Raw genomic sequence first — 19,029 nt, 5'->3', positions numbered from 1 at the left:
CAGGCGGCGTTGTCGAGGGGTGTGCGAGATCTGGGATAGAGCGCTAGCGGCCTGATCAGGTGCGGTATCCGGGGCTAGCGGTGCCGCTAGACCTAGCGGGTGACGGGGCTAGGTCTAGCGGCGCGCTAGCGTCAGGCGGCGCGGCGATGTTGGTTACGGCGGGTCACTGCGGCGGTGATGTCGTCGCGGTGGATGCCCTTGCGGTTGGCCTTGTCGCCGGTGGCCGGGTCGGTGCTCCAGACCTGGCGGCCGACCGGGATGCCGTAGGGCTTGAGAGCGGCGGCGACCTGTTCGGGTTTCCAGCCGCCGTAGACCTCGGGGCGTAGCTCGGCGAGGCGGGCGGCGACGGTTTCGGACCAGACCTTGGGTTCGCTGGCAGGGACGACGGTGAGGATGTCGTCGAGCAGAGAGCCGGCCCGGCTGTCGGCGCCGGGGTCGCCGGCGGCCTGGCCGGTGATGGCTCCGGCGTCGGTGCGCAGGGCGTGGGCGCGACGGATGACGGTGTCGATGTCGGCCAGCGGGGTGCGGTTGGTGCGCACGGTGACGGCGTCCTCGACCGAGCCGGAGTCGTCGGCGCCGAGCAGGATGCCGACCCCCTTGTGGGCGCGCTGGAAGCGGGACGAGTCGTGGCCGGCGGTGTAGGAACCGGCGCCCAGCACGGCCTCGGACGACTGCCAGGTCATCGTCTTGAGGGCGAAGCGGGTGCCGATGTTGTCGCGCAGGTCGGTCGGGACGGCTTTGCCGTCGGGCTTCTGGGTGGCGAGGCTGATCATGATGCCGACGGACGGGCCGACCTTGCACAGCTCGGTGAGCAGGGTGACGATCTCGTCGCCGTGCTGCGAGTGGCCGCTGTAGCGCTGGAACTCGTCGATCGAGACCAGGACCGGCCACAGCTTGAGGGCGCGGCGGGCGGCGATGTCGCGGGTGACCTTCGACTCGGCGCACAGGTCGGCGGGCAGGGTGGCGATGGTGTCGTAGCGGCGGTTCATGTCGGCGACCAGGGCGCGCAAGTCCTCGACCAGGTCGAGGACGACGTCGTCGCGGATGCCGAAGCCGACCCGGTGGGCGATCGGCTCGAACGCGCGCCAGTCCTGGCCGCCCTTGCCGTCGTAGATGTGCAGCTCGACCAGCGGATCGAGGGCGCAGGCGAGGGCGGGCAGGCGAGCGGCGAACGTCTTGCCCATCCGGGGAATGGCGCCGACGAGCAGGGACGTGAACATCAGCAATAGCCCGACGGGCCGTCCGCGCTGGTCCTCGCCGAATGGGAACGCCTCGAAGATGTCCACGCCGCCCTTGGCGAGCAGCGGCCACAGGCCGGACGGCTTGGCGTACGGGTCCTCGTCGGCGACCCACAGGGCGAGGCGTCGCGCGGAGCCGGCGGTGCCGCGGACCCGTTCGGGCCAGACCTGGACCTCGTCGAGGTCGAGGCCGGCGGCGAGGTCGGTGCGCTTCTTGATGGCGGTGTCGGCCTTGGTGCCGTACGGCAGGTCGATGACGGCTCGCCAGCCGGGGCCGTCGCGCATGATCGGCATCGGGAAGGTGATCGGGTTGTCGGGCTTGCACAGTCCGGCGGCGAGGAAGGCGCGCATCAGCACGTCGGCGGTCAGTTTGCGGACGCGGGGTTTGACGGCGGCGACGTCCATCAGCGGCTTGTCCGGTGTGGTGCCGATGAGGCCGAGCACGCCGATCAGGCCGGCGAGGGTGGTGTACCAGGCCCATCGGGGTGTGGCGACGAGCAGGAACAGCACGCCGACCGCGCCGACGGTGAGCGTGGCGAGCAGCAGCAGGGTGCGCAGGCGGACACGGCCGTCGCGTTGCCGCGACAGGCGCAGGTATTCGTGGGCGTCTTCGCGGCGAACGGCGGCGAGGCGGACGGGTAGTCCTTCGGCGTCGGTCACCCAGCGGGCGGTGCCGCCGATCATGCGGACGGCGCCGCGCGGCGAGCGGACGGCCAGCCGTCCGGCGTAGAGCGGCGTGCGGGTCAAGTGGTAGGCGGTGACGTGGGTGTAGTGGCCGACGATCCACCGGGCGAGGGCGACGGCCTCGGCCTTGGAGCGCAGCCAGGCCGGAACGATCGGACGGCGCGTCGAGGCGGCCTGCGGCCAACTCGTCGCGGAGCTGCTGTCGGTGGGGTCGACGGGGATGGGGGTGTCGCCGAGGTCGTCGTGTTCGTCGTCGATGTCGGTGGACCAGCCGTCCGGCTGGCGGTTGCGGCGTTCGGCGCCGAGGTCGACGACGCGGTTGACGTCCGCCTCGGCCTGGTTCCAGTCGAAGCCGTCGTCGGGGTTCGGGGTTGCCATGATGGGGGTTCCTCCGGGAGGTCTGCGGGCCGATCGGGGGCCGGGGCGCGGCCGGTGGTTTGCGAGGCCGGTTGGCCGCGCCCCGGGCAGAGCTAGCGGGTGAGGTCGTCGATCGGGTCGCCCTGGGCGTCGGTGACGGTCACGACCAGGTCGGGGAAGCCGCCGTCGTCGAACGCGCGGACGAACTGCTCGACGGCGGGCGGAAGGTCGACGTCCAGCTCCGCGTGCCTGCTGAGGACGGTGAGCTGCGCGGTGCCGGTCACCACGTCGTCGGCGCCCGGCAGGACCGAGGTCAGGTAGCGGGAGATCGGGCAGGCTCCGGCGTCGTTGCGCAGCCCGCGCCATCCGCCGATCACGAGGGTTTCGGCGATCTCGTCCGCCGTGGCTCCGAGCGAGGTGAGGGCCTTGGTGATGGTGTCGGTGGTGTCGGGCATGGTGGGCTCCGATTTGGTCAGGCCGCGGCGGACAGGTGGCGGCGGACGGTGCGGTCGGTGACGCCGAGGCGGCGTGCGATTTCGCGGGCGGGCATGTCGGGGTGCCGGGTCCGCATCCGGGCGACGGCGGTGGCGGCGCTTCGCTTGCGTGCCGGGCGAACGGGTCTGTCCGGTGGGGTGTCCGAGGCGTTGTCCGTCGTGGTGTCCGCTACCGGCTGCGGGACCTCGGACGCGATGGCCGGGCCGGTGTCCGGTTGGCGGGTCAGGTCGGCGAGGCGTCCGGCCAGCTCGACCAGGCAGACCGAGGCGACGACGACCAGGCCGTCCACCGACAGCGGGATCAGGTAAGGCGCGGCGCCGGCCTCGCCGTAGCGGGCGGCGACGCCGGCCATGTGCCAGTAGGAGACCCAGGCGGCGATGCCCGCGATGGACGCGGTGGCGGCGAGCCGGACGGCGGCCAGCCGCCGTTGTTGGACCGGGACGCGGGAGATCAGCTCGACGGTGAGCAGCAGGGCCAGCGGCGGCCAGGCGGCGATGGCCTGGCTGATCGGGTTCGGGTCGGCGTGCAGGACGTTCGCGGCGACCGAGGTGGCGACGCCCAGGGACAGGGCGCCGCGCACTCCCCAGCGGACCCGGGCGAGCTGGGCGCCGGTCATCGGCCACCGCCCAGCGACCGCCCGATCGAGGACAGACCGTCGCGGACGCCGTCGATCAGCGCGTGTGAAGGGTCGGCCAGCACGCCGTGGCTTCCGGCGATGGTCAGGCCGAGCATCAGGGCGCAGAACGCGGCGAACACGATCCGGCCGCGGGTCTTGCAGTCGATGGCGAGCATGACCAGTGCCGCGATCAGCAGCAGGGAGAAGATTCCGAGGCTCATGGCTGGCTCCTGTGGGGTCCGGGCCGTGCCGTCACGGCGGCGGCTGCCTGGTCGGGGGCGGTCATCAGGCCGCCTCGTCGATCGAGCGGAGGTAGCGCTCGGCCAGGGCGACCAGCTCGCGCAGGACGCGGTTCTGGGCGCGGCGTAGCCGGCGCCAGTCGAGCTGGGTCGGGGTGGGCTCGGCGGTGAGGAAGCGGATCTCGGCGTCGACCAGGGCGATCTCGGCTTCGAGGAGGCGCTGTTCGCGCTCGATGGCGTCGAGGTGGGCCGGGGTCGGTTCGTCGGGCAGCGGGATGCGGAACACGGGGGTCCTTCCGGGATCGGGTGCCGCCCGCCGCCGAGTACAACGTCGCGTTGTGTTCGCATGAAGCGGGCCGTACAACTCGGCGTTGTATTCGAGCAAGCGAATGATCGGCGGGCGGGGCGAGGAAAGTCAGGGTGTGAGGTTGCGAGGGGTGGAGCCGTGGGGTCGCGTACCCTCGCCGGTGATGGCCGAGGCGACCGGTGACCTGCCAGAGGACTGGTGGACGACCGAGGACGTGCTGGCGTTCCTGCGTGCGGTGGGGGCGCCGATCAGTCGTGTCACCTGGGCCGCCTACGTGTCACGTGGGCAGGCGCCGGCCGCGGACCGGATGTTCGGCCGGTCCCCGGCGTGGCGGCCGGCGGCGGTGCGGCAGTGGCAGGCGAGCCGGCCGCGTCGCGGGTCGGTCGAGGTCGAGCGGGACATCGATTCACCTCCTTCGTAGGCGCTGCTTGCTGGTGAGAACCAGTCAACCGGGAAACCCGTGCGCCGCCGATGAGGCAACAACCATCGTCGATGTAGTTCCGATGCGCTTCCGATGCATGTGGGCGGTCAAAGGCTCCGGGGGCGGTCGCCGTCCGGCGCGTGGAAGTCGGGCCAGACGGGGTCGGTGCCGGTCGAGCTTCCGAAATGAGGCGATCGGGTACACGTCGATCTATGCGCTGAATGAAAGCCAAAGAGGTCGAGCCCCACCCGTACCCGGATGGGGCTCGACTCTGTGAAACCGAACCCTAAGCAAGGCGGTTGCACCGCAAGTCAGAGGTCGAACTCGCCGTCCTTCACGCCGCCGATGAACGCTTCCCACTCGGCCCGGGTGTAGCGATGCGGGGCCTGGCTGCGGTCTTTGGTGTCGCGGACCAGGACCTCGGCGTCGGTGATGGCGACCTCGACGCACTGGCCGTTCGCGCTGGAACGGCTCGACTTCCGCCACGTCAGGCTGCTCAGGTCCACGGCGAACCTCCCTGCTATACGGCCTTGGCCGCGTCTTGGATGAGTTTCTTCGACTGCGCCGGGCTCAGCGCGAAGCCGGCCGTGCGATCGAACATAGCCGCGAACCGCGCCACCTCCTCTTGAGTTTCCAAGAAGGCGTCGCCCTGTGGCCCGTCCGTGTAGACCAGCGGGGAGTCGAACGGGTCGGCGAAGTCCATGACGACGAACGAGCCGACCAGGCCGGGGTGGGCTCCGGCGGTGAACGGGATGACCTGTAGGCGCACGTTCGGCTGGCTCGCCGCTTGGGCCAGCCGGTCGAGCTGGGCGCGCATGACTGCCGGACCGCCGACGGTGCAGCGGATCGCCGCTTCGCTGACCACGGCGTGAAGTTGCATGGGCGCCGGCCGGTGCAGGACGGCTTGGCGTTGCACCCGGACCTCGACTCGCCGCTGTACGTCTTCGTCGCCCAGGTTCAGCCCGACGCCTTCGACGACGGCCCGTGCGTAGTCCTCGGTCTGGAGCAGCCCCGGGACGAACATGTTCTCGTAGTTGCGCAGGCGTTCGGCGTCGTACTCGAAGCTGATGTAGGTCTGGTACTGCTCCGGCAGGTACGGCTCGTACGCCCGGAACCAGCCCTGCTGGCCGGAGTCTCGGAGCCAGCCGAGCAGCGTCTCCTGACGGTCTTTCGGCACGTCATAGAGGTTGAGCAGGGTGGTGACGGTCCTGCGCTGCGGCTTGTTCAGGGCGCGCTCGACTCGGTAGAGCGAGGACTGGTCGAGGCCGGTCTCTTCGGCGACTCGTTCGACCGTCAGCGCGGCGGCGATGCGGAGGCGTTTCAGCTCGCCGGCCAAGCGGCGTAGCCGAATCGTCGGCGTCTTGCGTCCAGCCACCTCGTGCATCCCTTCGATCCTTCCCCTGAGTGTGCACGGTCGCATGGCCCCGCATGCACACGACCTCGCGTTTGCGGAGACTGGATTTGCAAGGCTTGCACGTACGTGGCTGTACGTGCATTCTAGGTCACACAAGGCGTGCACTTTTTGCGGCCCCCGTGGCGCAGACGTGCAGGTCGGCCGGTTCGTGACTGAGTGGGTGATTCGCATGCACAGACCCCGCAACCGACGCTGGTGGCAGGTGCTCCGCGCGAAGAGATGCGTGTGCAACGCACTGTGGCCGTGCGTGGACGCCCGCGACGCAGCGGTCAGGGCCGAGATCGCCAAACGACCGGAGCCGGACTGGAGCCGATGGCCGACCCAGATCTATCCGGGGCAGCACAGCCGGGTCGTCGACCTCACCCCCGCGCAGAGGTTCCGCGCCAGCGCGGCTGATCGTCATGAGTGATCCCGCATCACTGCTGCACGCGCCGGTGCGGCCAGGGTGGGATTGCTTGGGCTGCGGAGCGCCGTGGCCGTGCGACGCCGCGCTGGATGCCGTCGCGCTGCGCTTCGCCGACGATCCTCTCGGGCTGGCTGCCTACGTCAAGCTGTGTTACTGGGACTGCCTCGACGACGTCATCAAGAACGTCGACTTGGTCGAACACGACGTGCCGAGCAGGGTGCGGGACCGGTTGCAGTCCACCCTCGCGCGGATCGCGCTCACGTCATGACGGGGGACTGGCCGGCGTGGGTCGGCAGCTACGACGAGGACGCCCACCGCAGGCATGAGGAGGAGCTGGCCCGGGAACGGGCGGAGCTGGCGCACAAGAACCGCCCCATCCTCGCCGAACGTCTGGGCTATCCACCCGAGAGCGTCGCCGCCTGCGAGGCTCTGGAGGACGAGTTTCCCGGCTGGACGGTCGCCTACCTTCACGAGAACAAGGTTCCGGGCTTCGCGTACCCGGCGGGCTATCACGCCTGGCGCCGAGGGCGCCCGTTCGGCGGGCCGGCGAGACTCCACGGCGCCACGCCTGAGGAATTGCGCGGCATCCTGCTCGTTCGGAACGGCGACGACGGATGAGCGCGCCTGGTGATCACCTTCCGGACGACGCCACGCAGGACTGCGTGATCTGCGATCCGACCGAGGCGTGGCCGTGCCGGGTCGCGCAGGACTCGCTGCCCAAGGTGATGCGGCCCGGCAGGCTTCTCGCCTTCATGCACGAGCGATACATGGAGGCGGCCGACGCTCGCCCGGACCTGCTCCTGGTCGATCTCCATCGCCGGTTCCTGGGCTGGCTGCCGTTTTGGAACGAGGCGCCGTTAACCGCAAGGGACATCCAGCCACCCGACACCCGTTGGCCGGTGTAGCTGACCACACTGCCAGGCCGGCCCCTGCTCGTCGTCGAGTGGAGGCGCCGTGTCAGCCGCCTTTCGGTCGGCCGGCGCAAACCAGATCAATATCTCCGAGCTTCCGGTGGGCATCCACGATTCGCTCTGCCTGCCCGGAAGGCGCCGACCCGTTCCGACGACCGTCATTCCCGCGCTTGACGGTCAACTTCCCCGGGGCGCGGTCGGCTGGGGCCAGCCCAGGTTCTCGCCATGCACCTGGGCTGGCCCTTGGTCGTGAGGTCGTCTAGACGCATACGCCACTAGGCGCCTGCATGTCTATACCTAGAGTAAGGGCATGATCACGCCCGATCGCGAAGGTGCTGCATACCGGCAGCTCGCGACCGTGTTGCGGGATCGCATTCGTAGCGGAGAGTTATCACCGGGCCGCCGGATGCCCTCGGAGAAGGATCTCCACGACGAATTCGGCCTCGCCCGCGAAACTGTCCGCCGCGCCCTCGCCGTCCTCCGCGCGGAGGGCCTGGTCGAAGTCCGGCAAGGCCACGGCACCTTCGTCGTCGAGGTCCCCGACCGCGCCGACCTCCACCCCGGCGACACGATCACCTCGACGGCGGCGGTGACGGTCACCAGAGCCAACGGCGACGTCGACACCTACCCGGCCGGCACCACCCTCGCGGTCACCGACTGACCATGAGCCAGCCCGCCCGGCACACCGTCATCGACCAGTGGACCGGCAGGCACGCCACCGCACTCCAGGCAGCTTTGCGCATGTCCCAGGACGAGATGGCCGCCCAACTCGGCGTCGCCAAACGCACCATCGCCGCCTGGGCCGGCGGACCCGACATCGTCATCCGCCCCGAACTGCAACGCGCCCTCGACACCGCCTACGAACGCGCCGACGAACCGGCCAAACTCCGCTTCGCCCGCCACCTCAAGGCCGAAGACGACGCCGAAGCCAACGCAGCCGGCGGCGCCGTAGCTCTCACCGTCGCCATCGCCGTCGTAGTCACCGACACCGAGGTCCTCCTGGTCCAGCGCCGCGACGCCGACCCCAGCGGCATCGACTGGCAATTCCCGGCCGGCGTCGTCAAACCAGGCGCCAACCCCACCACCGTCGCCACCCGCGAAACCCTCGCCGAAACCGGCATCCACTGCACCGTCCGCACCGAGCTGGGCAGCCGCGTCCACCCACTCTCCGGCGTCCACGCCAGCTACTTCCTCTGCGACTACCTCGCCGGCCAGGTCGAAAACCGCGACGTCGTCGAGAACCTCAGCGCGCTCTGGGCGCCGCGCACCGATATCACCCGCTTCATCCCTCGACAGCGCATCTACGCGCCTGTTCTGCGCGCCCTGGAAGGTGACCCATGAGCCAGCCGACCACCGACGATCGCCCACCCATCGCCGCCGCCGTCATCGTCCACGACGGCAAAGTCTTGCTGGTCCGGCGGCGCGTCAAGGAAGGCCAGTTGTCCTGGCAGTTCCCGGCCGGCGGGGTCGAGGCCGGCGAGTCGGCCGAACAGGCCGCCGTGCGCGAGACGCTGGAAGAAACTGGGCTCACCGTCCAAGCGGCGACGCGGCTAGGGGAAAGGGTCCACCCCAACACCGGGCGAACCATGCTGTACGTCGCCTGCGACTACCTCGACGGCACGGCCTACGCCGCCGACGAGGAAGAACTGGCAGAGGTGGAATGGTGCGACACCGACACCCTCGCCGAGCACGTGCCATACCCGTTCTTCGGGCCGGTCCAGGAGTACCTGGACGCCAACCTGAGCTGACGTCCAGCACTCACACCGCCCGACCGGTCAGGCGCGTCTGTCGTTCAGGCCGCGGTGAGCAGATCCGCGAGCCGGGACCGGACCACGCCGTCATGGAACCGCTCCGGCAACGACACCCCGCCGACCGATTGCTGTTCGGTGGTCACGTCGTCGAGGGTGTTCGCCGGAAGCGTCTCGGCGAGCCACAGGCACTCTTTCGCGTACCGGCGGGCCTCGTCGACCTCACCCACCTCACGCAGGCGGACGGCCAGCGCGTACGCATACTGCGCCGCCGCCCAACTGTCCTGGAAGTAGCGCTCGTCCTCGTACTGCTTGCGGACCTGGCCGATCTCAGGCCGCGCGGGGGCTTCCTCGTCGACCATCAGAAAAGGAACCGCTCGCCCACGGTCTGGTAGTCGAACATCTCGGACTCGGAGAACCACAGCTCGACCTCGTACTTGGCCTCCTCCACGTTGCCGGAGGCGTGGATGAGGTTCGCAGCCACCGTGTGCGTGGCCTCGGTGTACGCCTTCGACGTGTGCGCGAAGTCGCCACGGATCGTGCCGGGGTTCGCCTGGTTCGGGAACGTGACACCCACGAGCCGGCGCACGTTGGTGACGGCCTCGACGCCCTCCAGGACCAGGGCGATGACCGGGCCGGACTGCATGAACGTCGCGGTCACGTCGAAGACCGACTTGCCGAACCGCTCCTCCAGGTCGAAGTAGTGCTTGGCCGCCAGCTCGGCGTCCATCCGCACCATCTTCGTACCCACGATCTTCAGGCCGGCGTCCTCGAACCGCTGAAGCACCCGACCCGCGAGCCCTCGGGCGACCGCGTCCGGCTTCAACAGCACGAGAGTTCGCTCAACAGCAGCCATGCCAATTTCTCCAAATCCGCAGAGTTTAGGAAGAGGGTATCAAAGCTCATTCGCAGAGATTTATTGGAGTCGAAAACTGTCTAGCTGCACGAGAATAAGCACTTGTCAAATGACTGATATATGCCTATGTCGCCAGCCTTCACGTGGCGGGTTTCGGATTTGGGAAGGCCGCCGCGTTGCGTTGTTGACGCGTTACGGGATTTCTTCGAGGTGAGGCGAGATGGAACCTGGTTTCTAAACGCCTGGTGGCGTGACCGGTTTTCGCACGCGTCGCGATGATCGTGATCAGCGCCTACATGTTCCTGTTTCTAAACGCCTGGTGGCGTGACTGGTTTTCGTGCCTGATGGCGGCCGAGATGCTGACCTGGCTCCTGACCGGGTCTCTAAACGCCTGGTGGCGTGACTGGTTTTCGTGCCGGCCCCCTCGCCCCCGGCTACCACCTCGGGTCTCTAAACGCCTGGTGGCGTGACTGGTTTTCGTGCACGAACCTCCCTCGACGATGAGGTGAGGAGGTGTCTCTAAACGCCTGGTGGCGTGACTGGTTTTCGTGCTTGGTGCCCGGCCGGCTGACCGGACTGACGATGACCGTCTCTAAACGCCTGGTGGCGTGACTGGTTTTCGTGCGTACGCTTTCACGATACGTTGCATGATATGCGGAGAAGTCTCTAAACGCCTGGTGGCGTGACTGGTTTTCGTGCGCCTCTTTAGGATTGGACTCATTGCGTTTTTGTGTCTCTAAACGCCTGGTGGCGTGACTGGTTTTCGTGCCCCATCGGTTTTCTATGGGGTCTGAGCTGCGGAAATGGCGGCCTTGTGCACGCCTGGCTTCGCGGGTCTTGTCGCGCGCTGATTCTCATGAATGGCTGAGGCGTGTTTGTGCTGGTCAGCGACCTTACACACCTGAGCCCAGTGCGGGGCGCCCGGATGGGTCACCCGCAGGAGTGATTGCGCGTGATGGTCAGGTGTGCTTATGACTCATTCTCGCCGTGGATATAGGTGGTTCCGGTGGCGTCGTTGTGGTTCGGGGTGGTGTAGCGGGTGTAGGTGGTGGTGAGGACTCCGGGTGGTTGGGGGCCGATGGGTCCGTAGTCGGTGGGCCAGGCGATGCCGGGCTGGCTGTGGACCTCGATGGTGTCGGGGTGTGGTTCGGTGGGGTTGAGGGTGAGTTCGGTGAGTAGGGTTTGGCTGCTGTCGATGCGGGCGCGCCAGCAGGTGTGGGTGGTCCAGGCCCAGAGGTGGCTGGTGGCGGGTAGGTGGTCGGGGCGTTCGGCGATGTGGAAGCCGTCGGTGTCGGCCCAGGCGCAGGTGGCGTTGGTGAGGATGTCGGCGGTTGCCGGCCAGTCGAGCCAGCCGTGGGTTCGCAGCCGTGCGGGCACGGGTGTGGTCATGGCTGTCCTGTCGGGGTGAGTGCGGCGAGGGCCGCGAGTTGGTCGGTGGTCGGGGTGAGCGCTTTGGGGTCGGTGGCGCGGAGGGTGCCGTAGCCGCGGGTGGTGTTCGCGCCGACGCCTAGGTAGCCGTCGTGCAGGTCGCGCAGGGCGAGGAGCAGGAGTGCCCGCATCCAGGGTTCGAGTGGTTTCGGGCAGCCGATGGTGAGGGTGGTGTGGGCGGCGGGGAAGGTTTCGAGGGTGTAGAGCAGTCCGTCGTGGGCGCCGCCGGTGACGCGGTCGATGGCGACGTGGGTGTGCGGGACGGGTCGGGCGGGTCGGGTGTTTCCGGGTTGGCGCAGGGGGCTGTCGGCGAAGGTGACGTGTCCGCGGCGGCCGGTGGCGCCGGTCTTGCTGGGTGGTGCGGTGTAGCCGAACAGGCGGCAGGTGGGGCAGGTGCCGCATTGGTGGTCGGTGGCGCAGGTGGTGATGCCGAGGTGGGCGAGGATCCAGGTGGCGCGGGCGCGCAGGATTCCTTTCCAGGTGGTGCCGGGGATGATGGGCCGGCGGTGGCCGTCGCGGAGGGCGGGGGTGGTGCCGGCGGGTTTGTCGCCGGTGCCGACGTGTAGTTCGCCGTGGACGTGGAAGTCGACGGTGATGGTGGCGTTGGGTTCCGGGGTGACGGTCAGGTCGGTGGTGGCGACGTGCCGGACGAGGTCGGGGCCGCCCCGGGTGAGCCAGGTGTGCAGGTCGTCCGGCTGGTCGAGGTCGAGGGTGCCGTACCGGATGGTGGTGGTGTCGGTGTGGCCGCGCCCGGTGGTGTGTCCCCGGCCGATCTGGGGTTGCCAGGTGGTCAGGTGCTCGGCGAGTGCGGGCCAGTGGGCGTCGGGGTGGTCGAGGCGCAGGTACAGGTCGATGGTGGTGCCGGCGGGCAGCAGTTCCGCCGTGCGCAGCGTGGTGACGGCGGGGGCGGCGCGTCGGCGGTCGACGGCGGTCTGCCCCCGCCAGATTGTGCCGGCCGTCGTGCCGTCGATGGTGGGTGGTGTGGTGGTGGTGCCGAGGATGCGTAGCGGCGAGGTGGTCAGGGATTTGGTGTCCGGTGGTGGACCGAGCAGAGCGGTGGAGTGTTCGCCGAGGTGGGCGCGGAGCAGCCCGGCCAGTGAGGTGCCGGGGGTGTGGAGGCGGCCGTGGCCGTCGCGGGCGGCGGGGAGGCGGTTGCGGTCGGCCTCCGGATCGGTCGGTGCGGTGTTCTGGTCGGTGGTTTCGGGTGCGGCGACGGCGCCGTCGGTGCGCAGGGTCAGGGCGATGTGGACGAGGGTGAGCTTCATGCGGGATCTCCGGCGCGGGGGTAGCTGATCCACCCGAATCCTTCGTGGCGGCGCAGGCCGATGCCGTGGTGGGCGAGGGCGGCGAGCGCTTGCGACGGTGGGGGGCTGCTGCACCGGAGGCGGTAGACGCTGCCGGCGACGGTGACCTGTTCGGTGGGTTTGGGTAGGCCGCTGGCGAGGTGCCAGCCGCCGACGGTGTCGGTGCGGACCCAGTGGCGTTCGATGTGGACGTTGTCGATGCCGAGGCGGCGGGCGAGGTCGGGGGGATGCGGCGCGGGTAGGGGCCGGCCGTAGTCGTCGACGAAGATGGCCGGGCTGTGCAGCCGCAGAATCACTGTCTGTCCGGTGGTTTCGGGTGGGTCGATGGTGGCGGGCTGGTGGGTGAGGGTGGTGCGGCCGGAGGCGGTGCGGTTGCCGCCGAGCAGCAGCGGGCTGGTGTCGGTGGTGAGTTGGTCGAGTAGGTCGGTGGGGCCGGTGAGCAGGCCGTCGAGGCGGGTTCCGCCGCGGATGCGTTGGCGGGTGTAGAGCTGTCCGTCGATCGGGCGGTCGTCGGCGTCGAGGCCGGCGTGGGTGCGGTCGGTGAGCAGGCCGTCGGCGCCGTCGAGTCCGTCGCGGGCGCTTTCCAGCGGGGTTGTGCAGCCGGTGCAGACCGGGTCGGCCTCAGTGTCGGCGAGGTCGGGTTCCGGTGTGGTGCAGTCGGATGGGCGGCCGTACTTGTGGGTGGGCGCGGACAGCCAGCGCAGGGCGCTGTGGTGTGGGTAGAGCGGCCCGAAGCGGACGGCTCCCGACTCGAACACGGTCAGGAATCTTTCGCGGCCGTCGGGGCTCATGGTCCGGGGAGTGCCGTGCTGGCGGATCCAGCGGGCGGCGAACGCGCCGCGGACGACGCTGCCGGGCACCAACGGCTGCGCGGTACGCAGCTGTCCGGTTTGTGGGGTGCGGCCGATGGCCAGGGGCTGGCTGGCGGTGACGGTGAGCCGGATGACGGCCGGCGTGGGTGTGCTCATGCGGGGGTCTCCGCGGTGCGCAGGTTCAGCAGGCGGTCGATGTCGGCGTGGGTGGGTGGCCGGTCGGGGCAGGTGACGGTGACCCAGCCGAGGCCGCGGCGGCGGTCGCTGCCGAGGGCGTGCACGGCGCAGCCGGCGGCGGCCAGCAGCATCCGGTGCCGGTCGGCGTCTTCCGCGGGCAGCGGCCCGGTCCGCAGCACGTCGAAGGTGGCGGTGGTGGCCCAGTGTTCCTCGGCGAAGCGCAGCATGTCGCGGGCGGCGGTGCCGGTCTCGGGGTCGATGGCGACGTGGGCGCGGGGGTGCCTGGTGGGCGGGTCGGCGAAATCCGCCGACGACCAGTTCCACGGGCTCGGGTGGTGGCGGTCGCCGAACACGGCGACCACGAGGGGATGGTCAGTGGTGCCGTCCGGCGGGAGCAGGGTGCGGGCGGCGGCGCGCATCAGCCCTTTCAGGGTGCTGGCCGGTAACGGGTCGTCGGCGTTGACGGTGTCGTCCAGGCCGTCGCGGGCGTTGCCGGTGGCGACGCGGAATCCGGTGTGGAAGGTGATGGTGAAGTCGAGGGTGCTCATGCGTACCACCGGACCAGGCGCAGCGCGTCGGTGAGCCCGAGCCCGCCGAGGGCGGGATCGGGATTCAGGAACGGGGTGACCTCGGTGAGGTCGAGGCGGCGGATCTGTTCGGTGAGCCGGGCGTCTCGGTCGGAAGCGATCGCCAGCCCGGCCAGCGTGCTTCGTTGGCTGGCGGGTAGCGCGGCGAGGCGGCGCAGCGGTTGGTCGAGGACGCCGGTGAGGGTGTCCAGGGTGAGCACCGGCCTGTTCGGTGGCGGGTGGGGTCCGTCGGCGGTGAGGTCGAGCCAGGCGATCGACGCCGCGCTGCCGCGTACGGCGCGTTTCGCGGTGCGGAGCAGGTGTTCGGCGTGGGTGACGGTCTCGGCGAACGGATCGGTGGCGTGGCTGATGACGATCCCGGCGGACACCGACGGCGGCACTTTCAGGTGCAAGTCGGCGCCGAGCGCGGTGAGTTTCGCCGTGTAAAGACGCAGGTACCGGGTGACGAACGGCCAGCCGGCGGCGGCCGGAAGGCTGACCAGCAGGTCGTCGCCGGCCATGATGTGCGGGGTGAGCGGCAGGAAAGGGCTGCGGTCGGTGTCGACGAAGTCGAGGACGGCTTCGCAGACCGCGTCCAGATTCGCCTGGTCGATCTGGTGGACGAGCCCGGCTTTGTCGGTGGTGCCGTATTGGGCGGCCTTGTCCATCAGGTCGCCGATCGCGTTGCCGTCGGCGTAGACGGTGGCAAGCTGGGTGTTGCCGGTGCCGGATAGTTCCTCGGTGCGGGCGTTGCAGGTGACCGGCAGCCGGGCGAGGTCGGCGAAGGTGTCGGCGAACTTGCCCTCGCCAAGGTGTTCCCGAAGGCGTTTCTCGGGGCCGGCGCGGCGTCCGCCGGGGTGCTCGTCGCGCATCCGGCAGTCGGCGCAGACCCGTTCGGTGCGTTCGGGGTTGTCGCGCTGCGGGCGGACGAGGACGGCGGCGTCGGCCCGGCACAGGTCGCAGGTGGCCAGCGGCGGGAAGTCCGCCACCGCGGGCAGGTCAGTGATGACCTGACGGGTGCGCAGCCGAGGCTTGATGGCCTTGGCGTACGCGGTGAGGTAGTCGTCGCCCTGGCCCCAGACCGCGGACAGCTCGACGGCGGGCAACCGGGCACGCAGGTGCGCCAGGCAGGCACGGGCCGCCGGCTCGGCGTGCTCGGGGCCGGGGACCTCCAGGTTGACGACCCCGTCGACGTCGCCTGCCTCGGTGTTGCGGTGCACGTCGGGCAGGTCGGCGATGAGCTTGTCGATGACCTCGGCGCTGGTGGCCTCGGCGAGGGCAGCCGAGGCGTGGCGGCGGCCGGCCAGGGTGCGGCTGCGGCCGAGCCAGCGCTGAATGCGTACGGCGGCCACGTCGACGTACGTCCTCACTTCTCGATCTCCAACCGCTGGTCGGCCTCGGTGATCGTGGGCAGCTCGGTCAGCGGAAACGCCAGGACTCCCTTCTTTGTCACCCGTTGCCAGCCAACGCTGTTCTGGAAGAACGCGAACGGCGAGTCGAAATTGCGCTCGGCCTCTTGGCGCTCATCAGAATCCGGCAAGGCAAGTGCCCCTTCCAAAACTCGCCAGTCGGCGCCGGGCGGATACCAGACGAGGGAACCGTCGACATGCCCGAGCCGCAGCGCCCGTGACGCGACGCTCCACTGCCTGCGCAGCCACTCCGGATGGTCACCGCCGACGAAGGCGTCGACCAGCGCGTCCGTCTCGTCGTCACCGAGCAGGCGGTGGCCGTCGTCGCCGTGGCGGTAACGGGCCGCCGGGTCGAGGCGGTGGAGCCGGATCGCTCGGGTAGCGCACGAGCCGAACCCGAACGGCTTCCCGCCGCCGAGCGGGACCACGAACGTCTCGTCGGCGGCGTCCAGGCCCTCCGGCCGGCTCTGCGCGGCGACGGTGCTGTCCTTGGCGCGGGCGCGGTGGAACAGCCGGGCCGGATCCAGCGTGCAGACCAACGCCCCGACCTGCGCGGCGGTCAGGTTCTCGACGGTGAGCCGGACGGCGAACCGACTCCCGGCGGTGAACACCTTCACGGAGGAGACCAGCTCCTCGCTGTGGTGCGAGCGGGCCTTGAATCGCTGCCGGGGCGGCGTGTCCGTGGTTCGCCAGTACATCTTCCGGCCCCGGAACATCCGCGCTTGCCCGTCATCGGCACCCGAACCCCACTCGCGCAGTGGCCGTTCGTGCTCCCCGGCCATCTGCGGACGGCCCTTGCCTCCGGGGCCGCCGGTGCGCAGGTAGAACTGGCCGGCACCGGGCCTAGGCGCACCCATCGGCGCCAACCGGACCTGCTCGATGCGCGCGTCCTCGGCAGCGATCGCATCCTGGACGCGGACGTGACCGCGGTAGCTGAACTGCGCGGCCGGCCCGGCCTGCTCGGTGCCGGGTTCCAGCGCCTCGGCGGACCCGAACATCCGGCACGACGGGCACAGCGCATCCGGCTCCCGGCACGGCAGCAAGCCGGGCGGCACCCGATCGGCCGATGTGCCCTCGCCGGAGTGCCGCCAGAACCACGACGCCTTCAACTCCACCACGGTCTCGTTCTCGACCCGCGCCCACACCACCTGCCCGGGGTGCAGGAACGGGTACACCGGGTGGCGTGATCCGCCTCGCGCGTTCTCGTGCTCGACCGGGATCGGCCGGACCGCCGGATAATCCGCGAAAGCCAATTCACGTGCGCCAGGATGTGCCTGCTCGGCGCCGTCCCGCGGTTCTTCCTCGGCGGCCCGCAGACTTTGGCGAAGCTGCTGGTTGGCGCGGCGGTAGTCATCGCTGCCGAGAGCAGCAGTACGATAGGCGGCCCACGCGGCGTCCGTCACCTCGATAGTTCGGGAGCCGAGCCGCCCAGCGGCGATGAAGTACGCAGTTGGGACTCGTTCCTGGGGGCGGGGACCGTTGCTCTGTTCCGCCTTCCGGTAGCGGGTTCCGCCGTCAGTCAGCAGGACCACCCAGTCACCGTCGGCGTCCCGCCGGACGCTCGTCACCTGCTTGTACTCCGGTCGATACATCACGTCGGACGCCTCGGGCAAGCTGATCGTCAGCCGGTCGCCGCTGGTCAGATTGGGCGGGAGCGCCGCGGCGTCGATGAACGCCGAAAAGGCAAGCTTGCCCTTGACCCGGGTGGTCGGCTCGCTCAGTCGTACCTGGGTGGGACGGCCGTCGTTGTCCACCTGCTCGACGCGGGCCAGCCGCCACCGGTCGAACCCGCCCTCGCGCATCGGATCCCGGTACGACGGCGAGAACTGCGGGTCGAACACCCGCAGGCACCCACCGGCGAGGATCTCGTGCAATGCGCGCATAGCCCCGTGCACCGATGAACCCGGCAGCACCGGCCGCCGTGATCCGTCGGCTCCAGGCCGGTGCGGGACGTCGTAGGTCCGAGCCTCGGCTGTCGGCCAGCGCACCAGCAGCGGGCTGACGCACTCGAACTCCCACTCGATCGTGCCGTGCCACCCGTCGGCCACCGGCCGGTCATGACCTGCCGGTTCGCCTCGATCCAGCACTGCGTCACGACCTGGGAACGGCACGAAAGTGTACGGGTTGATGAACTGCCCCACGCGGTCCTCCCTCCATACCGGACATCGGCCATCGTGCCGCCGCGGTTACGGGACGGCATCGACCGATCGGAGATTCAGTCCTGCGGGGCAGGCGCGCTCCCACCGCCGGGCGGTAACGGTTTCCATCGATCGGACGGAAAAACGTGCCGGGCCTTGCGCACGTTGTCACGGTGCCGTTACGAATGGCGACCGGGATGTGCGATCAGGAGGCTCAGGGGTGTCACGATGATCGGTCGCGACAAGGTGCGCCGGTGGCGTGATCGCCGGCGCACACCGTGGCGGCTGGGCGGCGCCAACTTCCTGGCGGCTGCGGCGCTGGCGGGCACGACCGCCACGGGCGGGCTGATCATCGAGGACTGGCTGCCGGTCGCGCCGGGCACCCCGGCGGGCAGCACGGCTGGGCGGTGGATCCTGCTCGTGGCCTGTCTGCTGCTGTTGCTGCTCGCGTTGGTGTTCCGCGGCTGGCTGCACCAGCACACCGGCACGCTGTTCTATCTGCGCATGCTCGACGATGCCATGCCCGATCTGCACGACGCGGCGGTCAAGCAGGCCCGGCAGCGGCGGATCTCGCTGCGCACGGTCACCCGGTGGGTCGACTACGAGGCGGCCACGACCAACGGGATCATCGACCTGTCGCGCCCGTGCGCGGAACTCGCCGCCACGACGGAGGCGGTGCTGAACGGCGACCGTGACGACACCGGCTACACGGTTGCCCCGAATCTCGCCTGGCCCGCCGCCCTGGCGGTGGGGGCGGAGTTGCCGGACATCGAGGGCCTGCGCCTGCTCGAACTGCCCGGTCGCGGCGGCGACGTCCTGTTCGATCCGGCCACGGCAAAAGCGGGACCGCACCCGCTCGCCCGTACGGCCGGCACCATGCCCGGCCGAACCCGCGGCCGGCGCCGACTCGGCCTGCTGCTCACCTTCACCCAGCCCATGGACCCGGCGAAGGCGTTCGCCGGTTGCATGGTCAGTGACTATCTGCACGTGCACTGGCCGGCTGCCGCAGACGGGATCCCGTATCGGCCCACCCTGACCGGAGCCCAGATGGCCGCCTTGTCGGTCGAGCTGGCGGATGCGCTCACCGACATCTTCCGCAGCGAGGCCGCCGCGGGTGGGATGCGACGCGGTGTCGTCGTGGCGGCGACCATTCCGAAGACGGTGGCGTTGGCGCTCGGGCATCGCCTGGCGGCTGCCGACCGGTTGCGGTTCTTCACCGGGACCTACCTGCTGCACTTCGACCAGCCGACCCGCACCTATCAGCCGATGCGGGTACATCCCGCCCAGCCGAGGAACCGGTGACGCGATGCCGAGCCGTTTCGAGATCGTCCTGCCCGGCCTCGACCCATCGAGTATTCGCCTTGAACACCTGCACGCGGTGGTCACTGGCTGGCTCGACACCCCGGACACCCACCGCGCCGCCGCCAAGCCGTACACCCTGACGCCGGCCAGCGCCGATCCGGCCGGTGCCGCCGTGCAGGTCGCCACGCTGGACGACACCCG

25 protein-coding genes and 1 CRISPR repeat array are annotated in these 19,029 nt (G+C 69.9%); of the genes, 10 read left to right on the top strand and 15 right to left on the bottom strand.

Annotated elements, in window-relative coordinates; all coding sequences use genetic code 11:
* Window positions 1–131: 131 nt before the first annotated feature.
* The 5 genes from IEY73_RS22335 to IEY73_RS22315 form a co-directional block, all read right to left on the bottom strand.
* Window positions 132–2,300, bottom strand: coding sequence for a P-loop NTPase family protein (locus IEY73_RS22335; RefSeq protein ID WP_189081246.1), 2,169 nt, complete (start codon window positions 2,298–2,300; stop codon window positions 132–134).
* 92 nt (window positions 2,301–2,392) lie between these two features.
* Entirely contained in the window at window positions 2,393–2,734 is a 342-nt protein-coding gene (locus IEY73_RS22330) for a hypothetical protein (protein ID WP_189081245.1), read from the bottom strand.
* 17 nt (window positions 2,735–2,751) lie between these two features.
* A complete protein-coding gene (locus IEY73_RS34420) occupies window positions 2,752–3,390 on the bottom strand; it encodes a DUF2637 domain-containing protein (protein ID WP_189081244.1) in 639 nt (212 codons plus the stop codon).
* The gene (locus IEY73_RS22320; protein WP_189081243.1) at window positions 3,387–3,611 is read right to left on the bottom strand and encodes a hypothetical protein; all 225 of its coding nucleotides are present in this window, start codon (window positions 3,609–3,611) and stop codon (window positions 3,387–3,389) included. Before IEY73_RS22320 ends, IEY73_RS34420 begins: the two co-directional genes overlap by 4 nt.
* Before the next feature lie 64 nt (window positions 3,612–3,675).
* The gene (locus IEY73_RS22315; RefSeq protein ID WP_189081242.1) at window positions 3,676–3,915 is read right to left on the bottom strand and encodes a DUF6284 family protein; all 240 of its coding nucleotides are present in this window, start codon (window positions 3,913–3,915) and stop codon (window positions 3,676–3,678) included.
* Window positions 3,916–4,099: 184 nt separating this feature from the next.
* Here IEY73_RS22315 and IEY73_RS22310 point away from each other — a divergent pair, with 184 nt between their 5' ends.
* A complete protein-coding gene (locus IEY73_RS22310; RefSeq protein WP_189081241.1) occupies window positions 4,100–4,357 on the top strand; it encodes a helix-turn-helix transcriptional regulator in 258 nt (85 codons plus the stop codon).
* Between the two features lie 311 nt (window positions 4,358–4,668).
* Here IEY73_RS22310 and IEY73_RS22305 read toward each other — a convergent pair whose 3' ends face one another.
* Together IEY73_RS22305 and IEY73_RS22300 are read right to left on the bottom strand one after the other, a co-directional pair.
* Window positions 4,669–4,863: a DUF397 domain-containing protein gene (locus IEY73_RS22305; protein WP_229716043.1), complete on the bottom strand. Its 195-nt coding sequence runs from the start codon at window positions 4,861–4,863 to the stop codon at window positions 4,669–4,671.
* Window positions 4,864–4,877: 14 nt separating this feature from the next.
* A complete protein-coding gene (locus tag IEY73_RS22300; RefSeq protein WP_229716042.1) occupies window positions 4,878–5,741 on the bottom strand; it encodes a helix-turn-helix domain-containing protein in 864 nt (287 codons plus the stop codon).
* A gap of 277 nt (window positions 5,742–6,018) precedes the next feature.
* Between IEY73_RS22300 and IEY73_RS22295 the strand changes: the two genes are divergently transcribed.
* The 7 genes from IEY73_RS22295 (at window position 6,019) to IEY73_RS22265 (ending at window position 8,836) form a co-directional block, all read left to right on the top strand.
* A complete protein-coding gene (locus IEY73_RS22295) occupies window positions 6,019–6,180 on the top strand; it encodes a hypothetical protein (protein ID WP_189081240.1) in 162 nt (53 codons plus the stop codon).
* Complete coding sequence (locus tag IEY73_RS22290) at window positions 6,173–6,445, top strand: hypothetical protein (protein WP_189081239.1); 273 nt, start codon at window positions 6,173–6,175, stop codon at window positions 6,443–6,445. Before IEY73_RS22295 ends, IEY73_RS22290 begins: the two co-directional genes overlap by 8 nt.
* Complete coding sequence (locus IEY73_RS22285) at window positions 6,442–6,795, top strand: hypothetical protein (protein ID WP_189081238.1); 354 nt, start codon at window positions 6,442–6,444, stop codon at window positions 6,793–6,795. The genes IEY73_RS22290 and IEY73_RS22285 overlap by 4 nt, the downstream gene beginning before the upstream one ends.
* The gene (locus IEY73_RS22280; RefSeq protein ID WP_189081237.1) at window positions 6,792–7,082 is read left to right on the top strand and encodes a hypothetical protein; all 291 of its coding nucleotides are present in this window, start codon (window positions 6,792–6,794) and stop codon (window positions 7,080–7,082) included. The genes IEY73_RS22285 and IEY73_RS22280 overlap by 4 nt, the downstream gene beginning before the upstream one ends.
* A 316-nt stretch (window positions 7,083–7,398) precedes the next feature.
* Window positions 7,399–7,749 (top strand): GntR family transcriptional regulator, encoded by a 351-nt coding sequence (locus tag IEY73_RS22275; RefSeq protein WP_189081236.1) that lies wholly within the window; start codon window positions 7,399–7,401, stop codon window positions 7,747–7,749.
* Window positions 7,750–7,751: 2 nt separating this feature from the next.
* Entirely contained in the window at window positions 7,752–8,429 is a 678-nt protein-coding gene (locus tag IEY73_RS22270; protein WP_189081235.1) for an NUDIX hydrolase, read from the top strand.
* On the top strand, window positions 8,426–8,836 hold the full coding sequence (locus IEY73_RS22265; RefSeq protein WP_189081234.1) for an NUDIX hydrolase: 411 nt from the start codon (window positions 8,426–8,428) through the stop codon (window positions 8,834–8,836). The genes IEY73_RS22270 and IEY73_RS22265 overlap by 4 nt, the downstream gene beginning before the upstream one ends.
* A 44-nt stretch (window positions 8,837–8,880) precedes the next feature.
* Here the strand turns inward: IEY73_RS22265 and IEY73_RS22260 are convergent, their stop codons facing one another.
* The 8 genes from IEY73_RS22260 to IEY73_RS22225 form a co-directional block, all read right to left on the bottom strand.
* Window positions 8,881–9,198: a hypothetical protein gene (locus IEY73_RS22260; protein WP_189081233.1), complete on the bottom strand. Its 318-nt coding sequence runs from the start codon at window positions 9,196–9,198 to the stop codon at window positions 8,881–8,883.
* Entirely contained in the window at window positions 9,198–9,692 is a 495-nt protein-coding gene (locus tag IEY73_RS22255) for a nucleoside-diphosphate kinase (protein WP_189081232.1), read from the bottom strand. The genes IEY73_RS22260 and IEY73_RS22255 overlap by 1 nt, the downstream gene beginning before the upstream one ends.
* Before the next feature lie 230 nt (window positions 9,693–9,922).
* Window positions 9,923–10,461: direct repeats of the CRISPR family, unit length 37 nt; unit sequence GTCTCTAAACGCCTGGTGGCGTGACTGGTTTTCGTGC.
* 200 nt (window positions 10,462–10,661) lie between these two features.
* A complete protein-coding gene (locus IEY73_RS22250; protein ID WP_189081231.1) occupies window positions 10,662–11,081 on the bottom strand; it encodes a hypothetical protein in 420 nt (139 codons plus the stop codon).
* Window positions 11,078–12,385: an RAMP superfamily CRISPR-associated protein gene (locus IEY73_RS22245; protein ID WP_189081230.1), complete on the bottom strand. Its 1,308-nt coding sequence runs from the start codon at window positions 12,383–12,385 to the stop codon at window positions 11,078–11,080. The genes IEY73_RS22250 and IEY73_RS22245 overlap by 4 nt, the downstream gene beginning before the upstream one ends.
* Window positions 12,382–13,392 carry a type III-B CRISPR module-associated Cmr3 family protein gene (locus IEY73_RS22240; protein ID WP_189081229.1) on the bottom strand — a complete coding sequence of 337 codons (1,011 nt, stop codon included), beginning with the start codon at window positions 13,390–13,392 and terminating at the stop codon, window positions 12,382–12,384. The genes IEY73_RS22245 and IEY73_RS22240 overlap by 4 nt, the downstream gene beginning before the upstream one ends.
* On the bottom strand, window positions 13,389–13,961 hold the full coding sequence (locus IEY73_RS22235; protein ID WP_189081228.1) for an RAMP superfamily CRISPR-associated protein: 573 nt from the start codon (window positions 13,959–13,961) through the stop codon (window positions 13,389–13,391). Before IEY73_RS22235 ends, IEY73_RS22240 begins: the two co-directional genes overlap by 4 nt.
* Window positions 13,958–15,349 carry a Cas10/Cmr2 second palm domain-containing protein gene (locus IEY73_RS22230; protein WP_189081227.1) on the bottom strand — a complete coding sequence of 464 codons (1,392 nt, stop codon included), beginning with the start codon at window positions 15,347–15,349 and terminating at the stop codon, window positions 13,958–13,960. The genes IEY73_RS22235 and IEY73_RS22230 overlap by 4 nt, the downstream gene beginning before the upstream one ends.
* On the bottom strand, window positions 15,346–17,529 hold the full coding sequence (locus IEY73_RS22225; RefSeq protein WP_189081226.1) for a TIGR03986 family type III CRISPR-associated RAMP protein: 2,184 nt from the start codon (window positions 17,527–17,529) through the stop codon (window positions 15,346–15,348). The genes IEY73_RS22230 and IEY73_RS22225 overlap by 4 nt, the downstream gene beginning before the upstream one ends.
* 225 nt (window positions 17,530–17,754) lie before the next feature.
* On the opposite strand from IEY73_RS22225, the gene IEY73_RS22220 reads away from it, so the two are divergent.
* Together IEY73_RS22220 and IEY73_RS22215 are read left to right on the top strand one after the other, a co-directional pair.
* Window positions 17,755–18,828, top strand: a complete 1,074-nt coding sequence (locus IEY73_RS22220) for a hypothetical protein (RefSeq protein ID WP_189081225.1) — start codon at window positions 17,755–17,757, stop codon at window positions 18,826–18,828.
* A 4-nt stretch (window positions 18,829–18,832) separates the two neighbouring features.
* A partial coding sequence (locus IEY73_RS22215; protein ID WP_189081224.1) for a hypothetical protein occupies window positions 18,833–19,029 on the top strand: 197 nt, incomplete at its 3' end.

The organism is Mangrovihabitans endophyticus, from assembly GCF_014646155.1.
In the GTDB taxonomy this organism is placed as follows: Bacteria; Actinomycetota; Actinomycetes; order Mycobacteriales; family Micromonosporaceae; genus Actinoplanes; species Actinoplanes endophyticus.
This window is presented reverse-complemented; position numbering and strand designations above follow the sequence as displayed.